This is a genomic window from Blastococcus haudaquaticus (assembly GCF_900230285.1).
GTDB lineage: Bacteria > Actinomycetota > Actinomycetes > Mycobacteriales > Geodermatophilaceae > Blastococcus_B > Blastococcus_B haudaquaticus.
In genome coordinates, this window is record NZ_OCNK01000002.1 from 606,044 (window position 1) to 623,193 (window position 17,150).

At 73.3% G+C, this 17,150-nt stretch carries 18 protein-coding genes; 8 read left to right on the plus strand and 10 right to left on the minus strand.

What is annotated here, in order from left to right:
• Positions 1-1,008: a non-homologous end joining protein Ku gene (gene ku, locus CRP30_RS09535; RefSeq protein WP_097183683.1), complete on the minus strand. Its 1,008-nt coding sequence runs from the start codon at positions 1,006-1,008 to the stop codon at positions 1-3.
• Positions 1,009-1,186: 178 nt separating this feature from the next.
• Positions 1,187-1,762, minus strand: a complete 576-nt coding sequence (locus CRP30_RS09540) for a DUF1360 domain-containing protein (protein ID WP_097183684.1) — start codon at positions 1,760-1,762, stop codon at positions 1,187-1,189.
• Positions 1,763-1,945: 183 nt separating this feature from the next.
• On the opposite strand from CRP30_RS09540, the gene CRP30_RS09545 reads away from it, so the two are divergent.
• A complete protein-coding gene (locus CRP30_RS09545) occupies positions 1,946-2,359 on the plus strand; it encodes a hypothetical protein (RefSeq protein WP_097183685.1) in 414 nt (137 codons plus the stop codon).
• Between the two features lie 262 nt (positions 2,360-2,621).
• Positions 2,622-3,020, plus strand: a complete 399-nt coding sequence (locus CRP30_RS09550; RefSeq protein WP_097183686.1) for an STAS domain-containing protein — start codon at positions 2,622-2,624, stop codon at positions 3,018-3,020.
• Between the two features lie 113 nt (positions 3,021-3,133).
• On the opposite strand, the gene CRP30_RS09555 is transcribed toward CRP30_RS09550, so the two are convergent.
• Together CRP30_RS09555 and CRP30_RS09560 are read right to left on the minus strand one after the other, a co-directional pair.
• Positions 3,134-4,144, minus strand: coding sequence for a DNA topoisomerase IB (locus CRP30_RS09555; RefSeq protein WP_235003291.1), 1,011 nt, complete (start codon positions 4,142-4,144; stop codon positions 3,134-3,136).
• A gap of 82 nt (positions 4,145-4,226) precedes the next feature.
• A complete protein-coding gene (locus CRP30_RS09560) occupies positions 4,227-6,089 on the minus strand; it encodes a SpoIIE family protein phosphatase (RefSeq protein ID WP_235003292.1) in 1,863 nt (620 codons plus the stop codon).
• Positions 6,090-6,316: 227 nt separating this feature from the next.
• On the opposite strand from CRP30_RS09560, the gene CRP30_RS09565 reads away from it, so the two are divergent.
• Positions 6,317-6,814 (plus strand): ATP-binding protein, encoded by a 498-nt coding sequence (locus CRP30_RS09565; protein WP_097183688.1) that lies wholly within the window; start codon positions 6,317-6,319, stop codon positions 6,812-6,814.
• Positions 6,811-7,845, plus strand: coding sequence for an RNA polymerase sigma factor SigF (locus CRP30_RS09570; RefSeq protein ID WP_235003293.1), 1,035 nt, complete (start codon positions 6,811-6,813; stop codon positions 7,843-7,845). The genes CRP30_RS09565 and CRP30_RS09570 overlap by 4 nt, the downstream gene beginning before the upstream one ends.
• A gap of 68 nt (positions 7,846-7,913) precedes the next feature.
• Here CRP30_RS09570 and CRP30_RS09575 read toward each other — a convergent pair whose 3' ends face one another.
• Positions 7,914-9,125 (minus strand): SPFH domain-containing protein, encoded by a 1,212-nt coding sequence (locus tag CRP30_RS09575; RefSeq protein WP_097183689.1) that lies wholly within the window; start codon positions 9,123-9,125, stop codon positions 7,914-7,916.
• Positions 9,126-9,202: 77 nt separating this feature from the next.
• The gene (locus CRP30_RS09580) at positions 9,203-9,640 is read right to left on the minus strand and encodes an NfeD family protein (protein ID WP_097183690.1); all 438 of its coding nucleotides are present in this window, start codon (positions 9,638-9,640) and stop codon (positions 9,203-9,205) included.
• 138 nt (positions 9,641-9,778) lie between these two features.
• On the opposite strand from CRP30_RS09580, the gene CRP30_RS09585 reads away from it, so the two are divergent.
• From CRP30_RS09585 to CRP30_RS09595, 3 genes are read left to right on the plus strand one after another with little or no spacing between them, the layout of a single operon-like run.
• Positions 9,779-10,516, plus strand: a complete 738-nt coding sequence (locus CRP30_RS09585; RefSeq protein WP_097183691.1) for an Rv1486c family protein — start codon at positions 9,779-9,781, stop codon at positions 10,514-10,516.
• Positions 10,517-10,542: 26 nt separating this feature from the next.
• A complete protein-coding gene (locus CRP30_RS09590; protein WP_097183692.1) occupies positions 10,543-11,181 on the plus strand; it encodes a hemerythrin domain-containing protein in 639 nt (212 codons plus the stop codon).
• Between the two features lie 49 nt (positions 11,182-11,230).
• Complete coding sequence (locus CRP30_RS09595) at positions 11,231-11,716, plus strand: hypothetical protein (protein WP_097183693.1); 486 nt, start codon at positions 11,231-11,233, stop codon at positions 11,714-11,716.
• A gap of 25 nt (positions 11,717-11,741) precedes the next feature.
• Here the strand turns inward: CRP30_RS09595 and CRP30_RS09600 are convergent, their stop codons facing one another.
• The 3 genes from CRP30_RS09600 to fabG are packed head-to-tail and all read right to left on the minus strand — an operon-like array spanning position 11,742 to position 14,351.
• Entirely contained in the window at positions 11,742-12,857 is a 1,116-nt protein-coding gene (locus CRP30_RS09600; RefSeq protein ID WP_097183694.1) for a ferrochelatase, read from the minus strand.
• Between the two features lie 37 nt (positions 12,858-12,894).
• Positions 12,895-13,665: an enoyl-ACP reductase FabI gene (fabI, locus tag CRP30_RS09605; protein ID WP_097183695.1), complete on the minus strand. Its 771-nt coding sequence runs from the start codon at positions 13,663-13,665 to the stop codon at positions 12,895-12,897.
• Positions 13,665-14,351, minus strand: a complete 687-nt coding sequence (gene fabG / locus CRP30_RS09610) for a 3-oxoacyl-ACP reductase FabG (RefSeq protein WP_439647020.1) — start codon at positions 14,349-14,351, stop codon at positions 13,665-13,667. The genes fabI and fabG overlap by 1 nt, the downstream gene beginning before the upstream one ends.
• 266 nt (positions 14,352-14,617) lie before the next feature.
• Here fabG and CRP30_RS09615 point away from each other — a divergent pair, with 266 nt between their 5' ends.
• Complete coding sequence (locus CRP30_RS09615; RefSeq protein WP_097183697.1) at positions 14,618-15,943, plus strand: PP2C family protein-serine/threonine phosphatase; 1,326 nt, start codon at positions 14,618-14,620, stop codon at positions 15,941-15,943.
• Between the two features lie 48 nt (positions 15,944-15,991).
• On the opposite strand, the gene CRP30_RS23275 is transcribed toward CRP30_RS09615, so the two are convergent.
• A complete protein-coding gene (locus tag CRP30_RS23275; protein WP_304528899.1) occupies positions 15,992-17,032 on the minus strand; it encodes a transglycosylase family protein in 1,041 nt (346 codons plus the stop codon).
• Between the last annotated feature and the right edge of the window lie 118 nt (positions 17,033-17,150).

The following is a 17,150-nucleotide window of genomic DNA, read 5'->3' on the forward strand; positions in this document are numbered from 1 at the left end:
TCAGGCGCTGCGGCGGGCGCGCTTGGCCGGCGGCTTGTCCGCGGTCTTCTTCGCGGCCGGCTTCTCCGCGGCGGCCGGCTTCTCCGCGGCGGTCTTCTTGACCGGGGCCTTCTTCGCGGGAGCCTTCTTCGCCGGTGCCCGCTTCGCCGGAGCCTTGGCGGCCGGGGCCTCCGAGGCGTCGTCGGTCGCGTCGTCGGCCGTGTCACCGGCCGTGTCACCGGCGTCGTCCGCCGACCCGCCCCGGGCCCGCTCGACGCTCTTGCGCAGCGCGCTCATGAGGTCGACGACCGAACCGCCGGCGTCCTCCACCTCGGGCACCTGCTGGACCTCGCCGCCGCTCTGCTTGGCCTCGAGCAGCGCGGTCATGGCCTCGCGGTAGTCGTCGGTGAACTCACCGGGATCGAAGTCGCCGGTCATGGAGCCGATGAGCGCCTCGGCCATCTTCAGCTCCTGCGGCCGGACGCTGATGTCCTCGTCGAGGAACCCGAAGTCCGGGCGCCGGATCTCGTCGGGCCAGCGCATCGTGTGCAGCACCAGCACGCCGTCCCGGACGCGCAGCGCGGCCAGGGACTCGCGCTGCCGGATGGCGATCTTGGTGATGGCCACCTGCCCGGCGTTCTCCAACGCGTCGCGGAGCAGGACGTAGGGGCGGGCGGCGGGTCCGTCGGGCTCCAGGTAGTACGTCTTCTCGAACATGATCGGGTCGATCTCGTCCTGGTCGACGAACTGCAGGACCTCGATCTCGCGGCGGGTGCTCAGCGGGAGGTCGTCGAAGTCCTCGTCGGTGAGGATGACGACCTGACCGTCGGGCAGCTCGTAGCCCTTGGCGATGTCGCTGTACTCGACCTCCTCGCCGTCGATCGAGCAGACGCGCTTGTACTTCACCCGGCCACCGTCGGTCGCGTGGACCTGGTGGAACCGGATGTCCTTGTCCTCGGTCGCCGAGTACAGCTTCACGCCGATGCTGACGAGGCCGAACGACACGGCCCCGCGCCAGATCGATCGCATGCACGCCCCTTACCCGTTCGGGGCGGCCCGGAGCCACCCCTCTGAGGACCCGGGATACGGGTCAAGATCGCCAGGATAGGGCGGGCGACGCAGCCACGGCAGGTCGGCGGACGCGCGGCCTCCCCCATCCGGAGGACATCCGGTGGGGGAACCCACGGACACGACGGGTGGGCGCGGGTCAGTCCTCCGGGTCGACACCCTCGGTCTGCGGAGCCAGACCGCCGTTCTGGATGGCGTCGTAGACGAACTGCAGGACGTCGGACCCGGCGATCATCGTCATGGTGAGCGCGGCCATCCGGGTGGCACGCGGGGCGCTGATGTAGCCGAAGACGAAAGCCGTGCCCACCCACTGCGCGAGGCAGAACGGGCAGGTGACCAGTTCCCCCACGGCGTGCTTCACGCCGCCGTGCTCACGTACCTCCTCGGCGACCTCCGCGTGCCCGGACGGTCCCTCGAAGCGCACGAACGGCGCGCGGATCGGCGCGGTCACCGGGTCCTTCGCGATCCGCCGGGCCAGCCGGAAGGTGGCCACGGTCAGGAGCGCGGCGTCGCCCGGGGGGATGCGCTCCGGCAGCTCCCGTCCCGAGGCACGCACCGCCGCGGCCGCCGCCGAGACCAGCCCGAGGTAGACGCCCATGGCACCGAGGTCCCCGGCGAGCGGACGCTCCTCGCCGTTGGTGTACTCCCGCTTCTGGGTGCGGGCCCACCGGCGGACCGGGGCCCCGATCCGCTGGATCTCGTCTGCAATGGCCATGCAGCGGCGCTACCCCCGTCGTCGCCCCCCCATGCCGGACCGGGCGGGTGGACCGGCGCACACCCGCGCATGCCCGCCCGGGCGGCGGGTAGGGGCCGGGCAGACGCCGGTCGCCGACCGGCTCCCCGTCCGGCCGGTCGCTCTCGACCCGGTGCGGACCACCCCCACCAAGGAGGCACAGGCATGACGCAGCCCGAGGGCCAGACCGCCCGCGACGTCTTCCCCGAGGACGACGGCATCCCCGAGGTCTCGCAGGACGACTCGCCCACCCAGGAGCGTGCCGAGGACCCGCAGTTCGAGCCGATGCCCGGCGAGCGCGCCAACGCCTCGGTCGACTTCGGCACCACCGCCTCCGAGCAGGCGGAGGGCGAGTCGCTCAGCGGCCGGCTCGACCGCGAGCTGCCTGACGACGCCCTGGACGTCCGGCCCGCCGAGGACCCCGACCGGGCCGTCGGCCAGCTGGAGCAGGACACCTCCACGTCGCCGGTGAGCGACTCGGGCACCAACCGCACGGCCGACGACGTGGAGGCCACCTCCGACGCCTCCGTCGGCGGTGAGGGGCCCGAGGAGGGCGCCATGCACGTCATCGACGGCTGACGCCCTCCCCCGCGCGCCCGACGCTGCCCCGACCCCGCTCCCCAGGCCCGCCCGGGGGGCGGGGTTGGCGCGTCCGGCACGGGGTGTCTACGTTGTAATCCGCGGTTCAGCAGGCAGCCGCACGGTGCCGCGTGGAAGATCGCCGGTACCTGACATGTTGACCACTGCGGGACCGGGGACGACGAGCCCCCGGACCGTCCAGCGGTAGATTGTCCCGGCGGTCACCACCGCGGGGAAACGCCGCCGAGAGGAGCCACTGTCCGTGACCACTTCCGACCTGCCCGCCGAGGGGCAGCCCGACGTGTCGACCGAGGGCACCGAGGCACCCTTCGACGACGTGATCACGCTCTCCACCTCTGCCAGCGAGGACGGCGTGGTGACGGTGACGGTCGTCGGCGAGGTGGACACCTTCACCGCCCCCGTCCTCCGTTCCACCCTGGACAGCCAGCTCGAGCAGCAGCCGCGTGAGCTCGTCATCGACCTCTCCGGTGTCCAGTTCCTCGGCTCGGCCGGCCTGGCCGTCCTCGTCGAGACGCAGAAGTCCTCCCGGGCCCGCGAGGTCGCCCTGCGGCTCATCGCCACCACGCGCGCCGTCACCCGTCCGCTCGAGGTGACCGGCCTGATCGACCTCTTCACGATCGCCGACAGCACCGCGCGCTGACGAAGGACCACCCTTCCCCCCACGCCTCGCACGCTCGGCGCGGGCCCCTGAAGGGTGGCCGTTCCATCACGTCCTGAGGCCCCGCCGGATGTCCGGCGGGGCCTTCGGTCGTCCTAGGCCGAGAGCAGCTGGCAGACCGCCTGCTCGAGCAGCTTCTGGGTGTCGCGGTCGGACTCGGCCTCCTCGGCCCGCTCCAGGACCTGCTCCCGCACGGTCTCCCCGTGCTCGAACTTGTCGACCACCCGCGGATCGACGTAGCTGGCCTTGCACACCGCCGGCGTGTTGCCCAACTGCTCGCTGACGTGCTTGTACGCGGCGCTGATCACCTTCTTGCGGGCGGTCTTGGTCTTCGGAGCCGGCGCCTCGGCCAGGGCCGCGGCCATGAGCACCGTCGCCGTCCAGGTCCGGAAGTCCTTGGCGGTGATCTCCGCGCCGCTGATCTCCTTCAGGTAGGCGTTGATCTCGCCGCTGGTGACGTCCCGCCACTCGCCGTCGTCGGTCTGGTAGGCGAGCAGGTCCTCACCGGCGTCCGCCGGCCGCTCCAGCAGCTGCCGGACGACGGTGGCCGTCGGCCGGTCGGTGATCTCGACCTCCCGCTCGATCGAGCCCTTGGCCGTGTAGGAGTAGAACGTCCGCTCGCCGCGCACCGACACGTGCGACCGCTTGAGCGTCGCCAGGCCGTAGGTGCCGTTCTCCTCCTCGTACTGCTCGCTGCCCACCCGGAAGGCGCCGAGGTCGAGCATCCGGATGGCGGTGGCGAGGACGCGGTCGCGGTTCAGCCCGCGCGTCCGCAGCCCGGCCAGCACGGCGTCCCGGACGTCGGGGAGCTCGCGCGCGATCTCCAGGACCCGCTCGTGCTTCTCCGCGTCCCGCCGCGTCCGCCACTCGTCGTGGTAGCGGTACTGCCGTCGCCCGGCGGCGTCGACCCCGGTGGCCTGGATGTGACCGTTGGGCCACGGGCAGATCCAGACGTCCTTCCAGGCGGGCGGGATCGCCAGGCCGCGGATCCGGTCGAGCCGGTCGTCGCGCACCAGAGCGCCGTCGAGGTCGTAGTAGGCGAAGCCACGTCCGACCCTGCGACGCCGGTATCCGGGACCGTTCACGTCGCTGCGCCGAAGTCTCACGACCGGAGGATGCGCACCGGAACGGTTCCCCAAACGGAGTACAAGGGGGCTGTCCCCCGCGCGGGGTGACCGTCTCCGGAGGTTAGCGGAGATCCACCAGGCCCCCGAGGCCGCTGATCTCCAGGATGTGCCGGGTGATCCCGCCCTCCGGTGCGTGCACCACGAGCCGCCATCCCTCGTCGCGCCCGATCCGGGCCACGGCGAGGACGACCCGGACGGCAGCGCTGCTGAACAGCGACACCCCGACCAGGTCCAGCTCGACCCGGCCGGTACCCCCGTGGCTGGCCTCCAGGAGCCGGATGCGCATCTGCTCGGCCCCGAAGTCGTCGACCGCGCCGGCGACCCGCACGACGGGGCGGGGCCCCTCGCGGTCGACCGTCACGGTCGCGGCGTTGGAGGCCGACGGGCGGTCGTGGTCGGCCGCGTCGGGGCTCCGGCGCAGTCGGAGGGTGAGGGTGACCGTGGTGCCCTTCTCCTGCTCCTCGAGGACCACCCCGTCCACGAGCTGGCGCATGATCAGCAGGCCGCGCCCGCGGTCGCCCGGGTCGCGGTTGGGCGGGCGCCAGGTGCCCTCGTCGCGCACGGTGACGGTCAGGACCCCGTCGACGTCCACCCGGGCGCTGACCGACATGGGCCCGGGCTCGGACCCGCGGTAGGCGTGCTCGGCAGCGTTCGCGCACGCCTCGCCGACCGCCACCATCACCCCCACCCGGTCCTGCTCCCCCATCCCCAGCGCGGTGAGCCAACCGTTGAGCCGCCGACGTACACCGGGCAGCGCGGCGGGATCGGCGAGCAGGTCGAGCTGCAGGGGTTCCAGGGAGTCCTTGCGCCGGTGGGCGACGAGCACGGCGACGTCGTCCAGCCAGCCCGACGGCGCCCCGACCCCCTCGGCGATCGCCGTGGCGAGTTCGTCGGGGCCGTCGGCCTCCAGCGCGCCGGCCGCGGTGACCACCGACGAGGAGGTCTGCGCCAGCCGGTCCAGCGCCTGCGCGGCCTCGTTGCCGGCGCCGGCGACGGCCCCGTTGGAGAAGAGCACGAGCGTGGCGCCCAGCTCGAGGACGTGCCGGGAGACCGTCGTCTGCGCGCCCGGCACGCTCCCCAGCGGCGGCCGGGGCGGGACCGGCAGGAAGGCCGCCTTCCCGTCCGGGCCGACGATCAGGGGTGGCGGGTGTCCGGCAGCGGAGTAGGTGAGGTCGCCGGTGCTGGCGTCGAGCACGCCGTAGAACACCGACGCACCCTCGACGTCCTCCATCTGGGCGGCGAAGGCATCCAGCGCGGCGAGGACGGCGGACGGCGACGGGTCGCGCAGGGCCGAGGAGCGCATCGCCCCCCGCAAGCGGCTCATGGCGCTCGCGGCGGGCACGCCGTGGCCGACGGCGTCACCGACGACCAGTGCGACGCGTCCCGCCCCGAGGGAGACGGTGTCGTACCAGTCGCCACCGGCCGCCTCGACGGTCGAGGCGCGGTGGTAGCTGCCCGAGAGGTGCAGGTCGGGGAGCAGCGGCAGCGACGGCGGCAACAGGGCGAGCTGCGCCTGGGACACCCCGTCGGCCGGCGCCTTCGGCCACACCGACATGTCGGTCGCCGCGTCGTCGGACTCCAGGACCAGCAGGACGCCGGGTCCGTCCTGGACGCGCAGTGGCCGCACCATCGCCGTCGCCTGCGGCCCGGCGGGTCCGAGGCGTCCGCGGACGGTCGAGGGCAGACCGGAGTGCAGGGCGGCGTCGACGATCTCCGCGACCGGCCGCCCGTCGACCTCCGGCAGCTGCTCGACGCCGGCGCCCAGCCCACGGGCCCGGGCATTGGCCCAGACCGGGACGGCCGACGCAGCGCTCAGGACGTAGATCGCCGCGGGCGCCGTCTCCATGGCCGCGACCAGCGCGGCGATCCCCTCGTCCCCGTCGGACCCGGGGAGGGGTGGCGGGCTGCCGGAGCTGGAAGTCATCTCGCGCCAGCCAATACCAGCGCGAAGAGCCCGGCAACCGCTGTACCGCCTGCCGTGGGGACGTGGCCACGACCACGTTTGCACGGCGGTCGCGCCCGGGTAACGCGCTGAGGTTGGCCACAGCCCAGCACGTCCGCACCGGGGCCCGCAGGCACCGTCCGGACGCGGCAGGATGAACCGTGGCGCCCCGATGGACGGCGCGCCGCGAGCGAAGGAGCGGACGACGGATGGTCGACTCGAGGGGTGCCCTCGCGCAGGGCGGGCGACGCGGCGAGCGGCTGGAGCTGCGGGTGCCCACCACGGCGACCCAGCTGCCCGCGGTGCGAGCGATGGCCGGTGACCTCGCGATCCGGATGGACTACGACCTGGACGCGGTCGAGGACCTCCGGCTCGCCGTCGACGAGGCGTGCGCGACGCTCAGCGTGATCGGGCTCCCCGACGCCCCGCTGACGGTGATCTTCGAGACCACCCGCGCCGGGCTGCACATCGAGGCGTGGGTGCCCACCGCCGACGGCGCCGAGGTCCCGCGCGACGGCTTCGGCTGGGCCATCCTCGCCACGCTCGTCGACAGCGTCGACGGCCGCCGCTCCACCCAGGACGTCGTCCCCGGCGGGGACGGCAGCCCCACACCCGTCGGCCTCATCGCCATGGACAAGTACCTGCCCGGCCAGCACCCGACCGAGGTGGGCAGCGGAGCAGGACTGAACGTCCCGGTCCCCCAGTGACCAGGTCGCCCTCGACCGACGAGAACCCCGTCGTGGAGGTACCGGTGCCCGACCAGCGGTCGCAGGCTTCGGCTCCCACCGCACCCGCTCCCGCGGAGGACGACATCACTGCTCCCCAGCCGCCCGACCCCGAGACGGTGCCCGACCCGCGCGTCGAGGCGGAGGAGGCGCCGGCCCCTGAGGCCCTGCCCGGCGCCCTTGCCGGAGCCCTGCCCGGCGTCCTGCCCGACGCCACGCCCGACGTCACGCCCGACGCCCCACCCATGTCGGACAACCGACGCCGGGCGGAGCGGACCGCTCCGCTGTTCGCCGAGCTGGCGACGCTGGAGAAGGAGGACCCCCGGCGTGAGCGGCTGCGCGAGATCCTCGTCGAGGAGCACCTTCCGCTGGTGCGGCACTTCGCGCGGCGCTTCAGCAACCGCGGTGAGCCGTTCGACGACCTGCTGCAGGTCGGCACGCTCGGCCTGATCGCGGCGATCGACCGCTTCGACCCCACCCGCGGCGTCGAGTTCCTGTCCTTCGCCGTCCCCACCATCACCGGTGAGATCAAGCGGCACTTCCGCGACCAGGGCTGGTCGGTGCGGGTGCCGCGCCGCTTGCAGGAGCTGCACCTCTCGCTCAACGCCGCCGTCGGCGAGCTGGCGCAGAAGAACGGCCGCGCACCGACGCCGTCGGAGCTGGCCGAGCACCTCGGCATCCCGCGCGCGGAGGTCCTCGAGGGCCTCGCCGTCGCCAACGCCTACCGGAGCAGCTCCCTCGACGAGCGGCTGTCGGGTGAGGACGACTCCCCCACGCTGGCGGCGACGCTCGGCGAGGAGGACGCCGCACTCGAGGGCGTGGAGTACCGCGAGTCGCTGCAGCCGCTGCTGGCCACCATCCCGGCCCGCGAGCGCCGGATCCTGATCCTGCGGTTCTTCGGCAACATGACGCAGTCGCAGATCGCGGCCGACATCGGCATCTCGCAGATGCACGTCTCCCGGCTGCTGAGCCAGACCCTCGCCAAGCTCCGCGAGGGCCTGCTCAAGGACTAGACGCCGGACGCGACGAGAGGCCGTCCCCCTTCCACGGAAGGAGGGCGGCCTCTCGTCGTGACGCGGTGTCAGCCGCGCGCCGGCGGGACCCCGTTGTCGTCGGGCTCGCTCCCGGAGCCGAGGCTGCGGGCCTCCTCGGTGACCTGGCTCAGCGGCGGTGGCGAGGGCACCACCGGCGTGGGCATGGCGGGCGCGGTGTCGTTGATGCTCGACAGCTCGATCTTCGCCTCGGGCTGCTCGGCGGCCGGCGGCAGCTGCGACTCGAACCAGCTGGTGGTGTCAAGGCCGCCGTCCTTGGGGCCGGACGCGCCGTTGGACGGAGCGACGTCCATCCACGACTTGCCGCCCTCGGCGCCGCCGAGGTTGGCCAGCCCCTCCAGCGCCTTGCTGAACTCGCTGGGGACGATCCACATCTTGTTCGCGTCACCCTGCGCGATCTGCGGCAACGTCTGCAGGTACTGGTAGGCCAGCAGACCCTGGTCGGGCTTGCCGTCGTGGATGGCCTGGAAGACCGTCTCGATGGACTTCGCCTGGCCCTGCGCCTGCAGGAACAGGGCTGCGCGCTCACCCTCGGCGCGCAGGATCCGGCTCTGCCGTTCGGCCTCCGCCTCCAGGATCGCCGCCTGCTTCTTGCCCTCGGCCGAGAGGATCGAGGCCGCCTTCTGGCCCTCGGCGGTGGTGATGGCCGACTGACGGGCACCTTCGGCGGTGAGGATGATGGCGCGCTTGTCGCGGTCGGCGCGCATCTGCTTCTCCATCGAGTCGCGGATGGACGCCGGCGGGTCGATCGCCTTGATCTCCACCCGCGCGACCCGCAGACCCCAGGGGCCGGTCGTCCCGTCGAGGACCGTCCGCAGCTGGCTGTTGATGCCGTCGCGGCCGGTCAGCGCGCCCTCGAGGTTCAGCCCACCGACGACGTTGCGCAGCGTCGTCGTCGTCAGCTGCTCCATGCCGGTGATGTAGTTGGCGATGCCGTACACGGCCAGCCGCGGGTCGGTCACCTGGAAGTAGACGACCGTGTCGATGCCGACCTGCAGGTTGTCGGAGGTGATGACCGGCTGGGGCGGGAACGAGATGACCTGCTCGCGCAGGTCGATGGTCGCCCGGACGCGGTCGATGAACGGCACCAGGATCGACAGGCCCGGCGAGAGGGTCCGGCTGTACCGGCCCAGCCGCTCGACGACCTTGGCCTGGGCCTGGGGCACGATGGTCACGCTCTTGGCGATCACGACGATCACCAGCAGGGCGATGACGATCAGTGCGATGAGTGCCGGTTCCACGGCGGGCTCCCTTCGTCGGGGGTCACCACCGATCCTCCCCCGTGGGGAGGCCGCAGGTCAGCACCCCGGTGGGTTGTTCATTCCAGGGCGTCGCCGACGACGGCGGTGGCCCCCTCGACCTGCAGGATGCGGACGGTCTCGCCCACGGAGAACCGCTCGCCCTGGTGCTGGCTGCGGGCGGTCCACTCGTCGGCGCCCATCCGGATGCGGCCGCCCGAGGAGTCGATCTCCTGGGTGACCTTCGCGGTCCGGCCGATCAGGGTGTCGACGCCGTCGAGCTGGAGCGGTGTCCGGTTCGTGAGGTGCTTGGTGGCGATCGGCCGGACCAGCGCCAGCAGGACGCCGGAGACGGCGATGAAGGCGATGAGCTGCACGGCCGTGGCGCCACCGAGCAGCGCGACGGCCATGCCTCCGAGGGCACCCCCGGCGAACATGAGCAGGACGAGGTCGAGACTGATCACCTCGCCCGCCGCGAACAGGCCCGCGGCGATGAGCCAGAGCAACCACGCAGCCATGCCCGGAGTGTCGCAGAACCGGCGCTTCCCGTGGGCCTGGTGACGCCGTGTGAAGCCGACCTGTGACCGGGCGGGTGACCCGGGGTCGGCCGGGCGGACGACGAGCAGACGCGTCGGCCAGAGTCGTAGCCTCGCTCCGTGCGCGACTTCCCCGCCGGACGGCTCGCGGTCTGGGCGACCGCCTGGCTCGCCGGCCGCACGTCCTACGACGACGCCCTCGACGGGATCCTCGGCGAGACCGCCCACCGGGTCGCCGGCCTGCCCGGGACCGAGGAGGCCGTGTCCCTCGGCCGCGCGCTGACCGACCTGCGGCGGCTCGGCGAACGGCGGGTCCGGCTCGTGCTGCCCGTCGCCGGTGACGTCCGCGGGCTGCCGCGGGTGCCGGGTCTGGCCCCGCTCGCTCTGGAGAGCGGCCAGGCGGCCGTGGGCGAGCGGCTGGTCCTGGTACCGGAGCCCCTGGGCCCGGAGGTCGTGCAGTGGACGGCGTTCCCGCTGGACGGCGTCGCCCCGCCGCCGCCGGCTCCGGAGGGCAATCTGCGGGCCGTCTCCGGCGCACTGGACCTGGCCGTCGGGGACACCGCCCGGGCCCTGGCCGGTCTCGACGTCGCGCGGTGGAACCCCGAGGTGCCGGCGCTGCTCGTCGGGCTGTCGCGGACGACGGCCGCGCCGGGGCTGCCGGACGACCACGACCCGCTCGCGCTCTCGGTGCTGGCCCGCGCGCAGCGGCTGGGCAAGGTGCTCGACCTCGCGATGGCCGACGCACCGGGTGCCGCCGTCAACCACGCCCAGGCAGCCGCGCGGGACGAGGCGCTGCGGCCGCTGGCCCGTGCCGTGCGCGAGGCGACGGAGGCCGCGTTCAACGCCGTTCCGCGATAGGCCGCTCGTCGCTACCGTCGTGGGCCATGACAGCGCCGAACCTCACGATGAACCGCGTCATCCACGGCGCCGTGCGCCGCGACCTGGACCGCCTGGCGACCGCCCTCGGGCAGCTGCGGGACGGGGACACCGCCCGCGCCCAGGCCCTCGCCCGGGCGTACGAGAACCTCCGCACGGAGCTGACCCACCACCACGAGGGCGAGGACACCTACATCTTCCCGATGCTGGGCAGCGTCGGCGTCGACCAGGGTCTGCTGGACGCCATGGAGAGCGAGCACCACGCCATGGCCGAGGCGCTGACGGAGACGGCCGCCGCGATGAGCACCGTCGCGCGCAGCGGTTCGGCAGCCGACGCCGCCGCCGCGCAGGCCAGCGTCGTCCGTACCCGCGAAGTGGTGGAGCGCCACCTGCAGCACGAGGAGAACGAGCTCGAGCCGCAGTTGGCGCCGCACGTGGAGTCGCCGGAGTGGAAAGCAGTGGAGAAGAAGCTGCGCAGCCAGCCGTTGGGGGTGGCGGGCCGCTTCTTCGCCTGGCTCACCGACGGGATGAGCGACGAGCACCGTGCCTTCCTGAAGAAGACGGTGCCCTCCCCCGTCGTCACCGTGCTCGCGAAGACCTTCGGCCGCCGCTACTACAAGGACGTGGCCCCCACCTGGCGCAGCTAGCCGCCGTGGCGCTCGACCCTCGACCAGGTCGAGACCTCAGCCTGGTGCCATGAGCGCCACTGATCCGACCATGGCCGACATCGCCGCCGCAGTCCAGGTGGGGAGGGACGGACGACGCGCGGAGTCGCGCGAACAGCTGGACGCCCTGTGGGAGCGGCTCGGCCCCGACGGTGACCCGTTGTGCCGCGTCACCCTCGCCCACTTCCTCGCCGACCTGCAGGACGACCCGCGCGAGGAGCTGGCGTGGGACGAACGGGCGCTGGAAGCCGTCGGTGACCTCACCGACCGGCGCGCGGGTCAGGAGCACGCCGGGGTGCAGGCGCGCGGCTTCCTGCCCTCGCTGCACCTGAACCTGGCCGACGTCCACCGGCGGCTCGGAAACCCGGCCGCTGCCCGGGAGCACCTCGCCGCGGCGGAGGCGAAGGCGCCCGACCTGCCCAGCGGCGACTACGCGGACCTCATCAGGAGCGGTCTCGAGCACGTGCGCGCGGCGCTGGACGCCGGATCCACCGAGCGGTTGGCCACAGCGCCCTGAGCCGGCGCGGTCAGCTCCGGCCTGGTCAGCTCCGTCGCGGGGGTACGAAGCAGCAGGACGCCGGGCAGTTGGTGCCCAGCCGGGGCAGCCCACCGGCCCGACGCTCCTCCAGCAGCAGGCGGATCGACTCGACGAACGCCGGGTGGGTGCCCGCCGTCCCCGCGCGAGCGAAGGCCAGCCCGACCTCCTGGGCGGTCTCCTTCGCCTCGTTGTCCAGGTCCCAGATGACCTCGAGGTGGTCGCTGATGAAGCCGACCGGGAAGAGGACGACGGCGGTCTCGCCGCTGGCCGCCAGGGTGCGCAGGTGGTCGTTGACGTCCGGCTCGAGCCACGGCACCGACGGCGGCCCGCTGCGGCTCTGCCAGACGAGGTCGAACGGCCGGCCCGGCGCGACCTCGGCGACGACGCGCTCGACAGCGGCCAGCAGCTCCGTCTCGTAGGCGTGCCCCTGCGGCCCGGCGACGGCGGCCATGGTGTCGGGGATGCTGTGCGCCGTCGCGACGAGACGGGCGGTGTCCCGGACCTCGGCGGGCAGCGAGGCGAGGGCCGCGGCCAGTGCGTCGGCGTTGGCCTGGACGAAGCCGGGGGTGTCGAAGTAGTGCGGGAGCTTCTCCGCGGTCGGGCCGCCACCGTGCGAGACGCGGGCCCTCGCGATGTCCTCGTGGTACTGCCGGCAGCCGGAGAACGAGGCGTACGCCGACGTCGGGAAGACGTACACGTGCTGGATGCCGTCCTCGGCGAGCTGCGCCCAGGCGTCCTCCACGTACGGGGCCCAGTTGCGGTTGCCCCAGTAGACCGGCAGGTCGATGCCGGCCGCCGCGAGCTCCTTCTCGAGCGCCGCGATCAGCGCCTTGTTCTGGTCGTTGATCGGGCTGACGCCGCCGAAGTGGTGGTAGTGCTCGGCGACCTCCTCCAGCCGCTCGCGCGGGATGCCTCGACCCCGGGTGACGTTCTCGAGGAACGGCAAGACGTCGTCGTGCCCCTCGGGGCCGCCGAAGGAGAGCACGAGGAGCGCCTCGCGGCGTCCGGGCGGGGCGGGCTCGGTGGAGGGCTCGGCGCCACCGTTGTTGCGGACGGCGAGCGACGGGTCCTCGTCGGGTCGCTGACCTGCGGGCGTGATGTCGACGGTTGCGCGTGGCACAGCGGTTCTTCTCTCTCAGGGGGCCGAACGGATGCGCTCAGACGCCGACGGCGTGGAAGCCTCCGTCGACGTGCACGATCTCGCCGGTCGTGGCGGGGAACCAGTCCGAGAGCAGCGCGACGACCGCCTTGCCCGCGGGCTCGGTGTCGGTGACCGACCAGCCGAGCGGGGCGCGTCCCTCCCAGGCCTCCTCGAACTGGGCGCTGCCCGGGATGGATTTCATGGCCATGCTGCGCAGCGGGCCGGCGGCGACGATGTTGGACCGCACGCCGTCGGAGCCGAGTTCCCGAGCCACGTACCGCGAGGTGGACTCCAGCGCCGCCTTCGCCGCACCCATCCAGCCGTAGACCGGCCAGGCGACGGAGGCGTCGAAGGTGAGCCCGACGACCGAGGACGGGTTCGTCAGCAGCGGACGGCAGGCCTGCGTCAGCGAGGCGTAGGACCACGCGGACACCTGGAACGCCGTCGCGGCGTGCTCCCAGGCGACCTCGGGGAAGCCGTCGCCCATCGCCTCCTGCGGGGCGAAGCCGATGGAGTGCACGACCCCCTCCAGGGAGTCGAAGCCCTGCTCGCGGAGCCGGTCGGCCAGCGAGGCCAGGTGCTCGGTGTTCGTCACGTCGAGCTCGACGACAGCTGCTTCCTGCGGCAGCCGCTTGGCGATCCGCTGGCAGAGCGACAGGGCGCGGCCGAAGTTGGAGAGGACGACGGTGGCGCCCTGCTCCTGCGCCAGCCGGGCGGTCGCGAAGGCGATCGACGCCTCGGTCAGCACGCCGGTGATCAGGACCTTCTTGCCGTCCAGGATGCCCATCAGTGCCCCATTCCCAGTCCGCCGTCGACCGGGACGACGGCCCCGGTGATGTAGCCAGCCGCGTCGCCGGCCAGGAACCGCACGACGCCGGCGATCTCGTCCGTGGAGGCGTACCGGCCCAGCGGCACCTGCCCCAGGATCTCCTGCTGACGCTTCTCCGGCAGCTCCGCGGTCATGTCGGTCTCGACGAACCCCGGCGCGACGACGTTCGCGGTGATGTTGCGGCTGCCGAGCTCGCGGGCGATCGAGCGGGCCAGCCCCACGAGCCCGGCCTTGCTCGCCGCGTAGTTGGTCTGCCCGGCCGAGCCCAGCAGGCCGACGACGGAGGACACGAAGATCATCCGGCCCGAGCGGGCGCGGACCATCTTGGAGCTGGCGCGCTTGGCCACGCGGTAGGCGGCGGTGAGGTTGGCGTCGAGGACGTCGGTGAAGTCGTCCTCCTTCATCCGCATGAGCAGACCGTCGCGGGTGATCCCGGCGTTGCTCACGAGCACCTCGACCGGGCCCTGGTGCTCCTCGACCTCGGAGAACGCACGGTCGACGTCCTCGGCACTGGTGACGTCGCACTGCACGCCGAACAGACCGTCGGGAGCGCCGCTGCCGCGGTGGGTCACCGCCACGGAATCGCCCGCCTCGGCGAAGGAGCGGGCGATCGCCAGTCCGATCCCGCGGTTGCCGCCGGTCACCAGCACCGATCTGCCACTTGAGGGCACTACGCCTCACTCCCCTGCGCCGACGGCTGTGTCGACTCCCGAACCTAGTCGGTGGTCGCAGGTCACACCCCCTACCGACGAGTACGGCTGCCGGCGACCGGACGTGGGTCAGGAGGGGCGGGAGTGGCAGATCACACGCACCCGGCGCCGGGTGACGGCGTGAGCCTTGTGTTCCGTCGTCGACCACTGGAGAGTTGCCGGTGTCGCGGACCTCGCGGCCACACGACAGTGGGCGAGGAATGACGCAGGACGACGCGCGGTCGACGACGTATGCACCGGACGACTCCGACGGCGGGCTCGCCGGGCTCGGGTTCGCCGACAGCGACGGGCGGTCCCGCGAGGAAAGCCTCGGCGAGCGCCTGCTCGGATCCCTCCTCGACCGGGCCCACCTCATGCCGCCCCGGCTGGTCGGCCCGCTCGTCGCCCAGGAGATCGCGGAGATGGGTGGACGCGACGTCTCGATCTACCTGCAGGACTTCGACCACGCCGTCCTCCAGCCCCTCCAGGGGCCGGGTCTCGTCGGCGAGACGGAGCCGATCGACTCCAGCCCTGCCGGAGCCGCCTTCCGGACGGACACGCGCCAGGAGGAGCCCTGTTCCGACGGGTCGGTCCGCCTGTTCCTCCCCATGCTCGACGGGTCCGACCGCGTCGGGGTGCTGGCGTTCACCCTTCCCGAGGTCGACGACAACGACCGGCGGCTGGCGCAGCGGATCGCGGGCCTGACCGCCGACCTCGTGATCACCAAGTCCGGCTACACCGACACCTTCGCCCGCACGCGGATGACGGCCCCGATGAGCCTGTCGGCCCACCTGCAGTGGCAGATGCTGCCGCCGCTGGTGATGACCACGCCCGACGTCGCGCTCGCCGGGGCCCTGGAGCCGGCCTACGACGTCGGCGGGGACAGCTTCGACTACTCCCTCGACGAGCAGACCCTCCACGTCGCGGTGTTCGACGCGATGGGCCACGGGGTCGAGGCGGCCACCATGGCCACCCTGCTCATCGCCGCCTACCGGCACGGCCGGCTGAACCGCAGCGAGCTGCCGGAGATCTACGCCGAGATGGACCACGTCATGAGCACGTCCTATCCCGGACGGTTCGCGACGGCGCTCATCGGCCGGCTGGACACCCCCACCGGCCGGCTCACCTGGATCAACGCCGGGCATCCCGCGGCGCTTCTCGTCCGCGACGGCCGGGTCGTCGACGAGCTGGGCGGCCCCGTCGCGCGACCGGTGGGACTCGGCGAGGGCGACCCCGTCGTCCACTCCCTGCAGCTGCAGCCGGGGGACCGGCTGCTCTTCTTCACCGACGGCGTCGTCGAGGAGCGCCTCGCCGACGGCGAGCAGTTCGGCGAGCTCCGGCTGCGCGAGTTCATCGAGGACAACGCAGTGCACGAGCTCCCGGTCGCCGAGACGGTGCGGCTGCTGTCGCGCGAGCTGCTCCAGGGGCGCGGCGGTCGGACCACCGACGACGCGTCCCTGCTCATGGTCGAGTGGCGGGGGCCGCCGCGGGACGACGAGCTGGCCCGCAGCCGCCGCGGCACGATGCCGGGCACCGTCCTGGCCTGAGCACGGCGCCGTGGGCCCGCGGTCAGAGACTGCGGTCAGAGGCTGGGGTCAGAGGCTGCGGCCGCAGGTCGGCCAGGCACCGGGACCCTGGACGGCCAGGACCTTCTCCGCGACGGCGATCTGCTGCTGCTTCGTGGCGAGGTCGGCGCGCGGCGCGTAGTCGCCGCCGCCGAAGCCGGACCAGGTGGACGGGCTGAACTGCAGCCCGCCGTAATAGCCGTTGCCGGTGTTGCTGCTCCAGTTGCCCCCCGACTCACACCGGGCGACGGCGTCCCAGTCGTGCCCGGCGACGGGGACGGGGACGGGGACGGGGGCGGGGACGGGGGCGCCCGTGGACGGACGGGGCGCCGGCGGCGCGACCGGCGCCGCAACCTGCTCGGCGGCCCGCCGCTGCTCCTCCAGCTGCACCAGGTCGGCACGCACCCGGTCGAGCTGCGCCTGCATCGCCGTCTGCGTGGTGCGCAGGTCCGTCACGAGCTGCGCTGCTCCGGCGCGGGCGGTCTCGGCGGACGCCAGCGCCGCGGCCGCCTCCTGCCGAGCACCCTCGGCGGCGGTCACCGCCTCCTGCGCTGCGGCCCGCGCCTCGGCAGCGCGTCCCTGCGCCGCCGACACGTCGCTGAGGACGGCGGACCGGTGGTCCCTCGCCGCGTCGAGGAGGGCGGCCCGCTCCATCGCCTGCGCGGGACCGCCCGAGGTGAGCAGCGCTTCCAGCAGAGGTGACGTCGAGCCGCTCATGTAGCTCGTGCGGGCGAAGGACGCGACGGTCTGCCGGGCGGCGGCGAGGTCTGCCTGCGCCTGCTCCGCGGCGGCGTCGGCGGCCTGCGCACCGGCCTGTGCGCTGTCGAGAGCCTGCTGCTGGACGGCCACCTGCTCGGATGCTCGCGTCGCGCGGGCGTTCGCGTCGTCCATGGCCGCCTGCGCGGCGCCCATCTGCTCCAGGAACCGCCCCACCTGTGCGGCGGTGTCCTCCGCCGCCTGCGTGGCGGCGGCGAGCTGACCGTCCGACGGACCGCCGGGCGCCGCGGAGGCGACTCCCGCCGGGCCGACGACGGTGACGGCGAGGGCTGCTGCGGTCCCGATAACGGCCAATCTGCCCGCCCGACGACGGCGTCGTGTCCCCGCCATGCCTGTCACCGCCTTCCTCGACCACCGATCCGGCCCCGCCCTACAGATCGACCTGCCCACCCGACTCCTTGAGAACACCTCC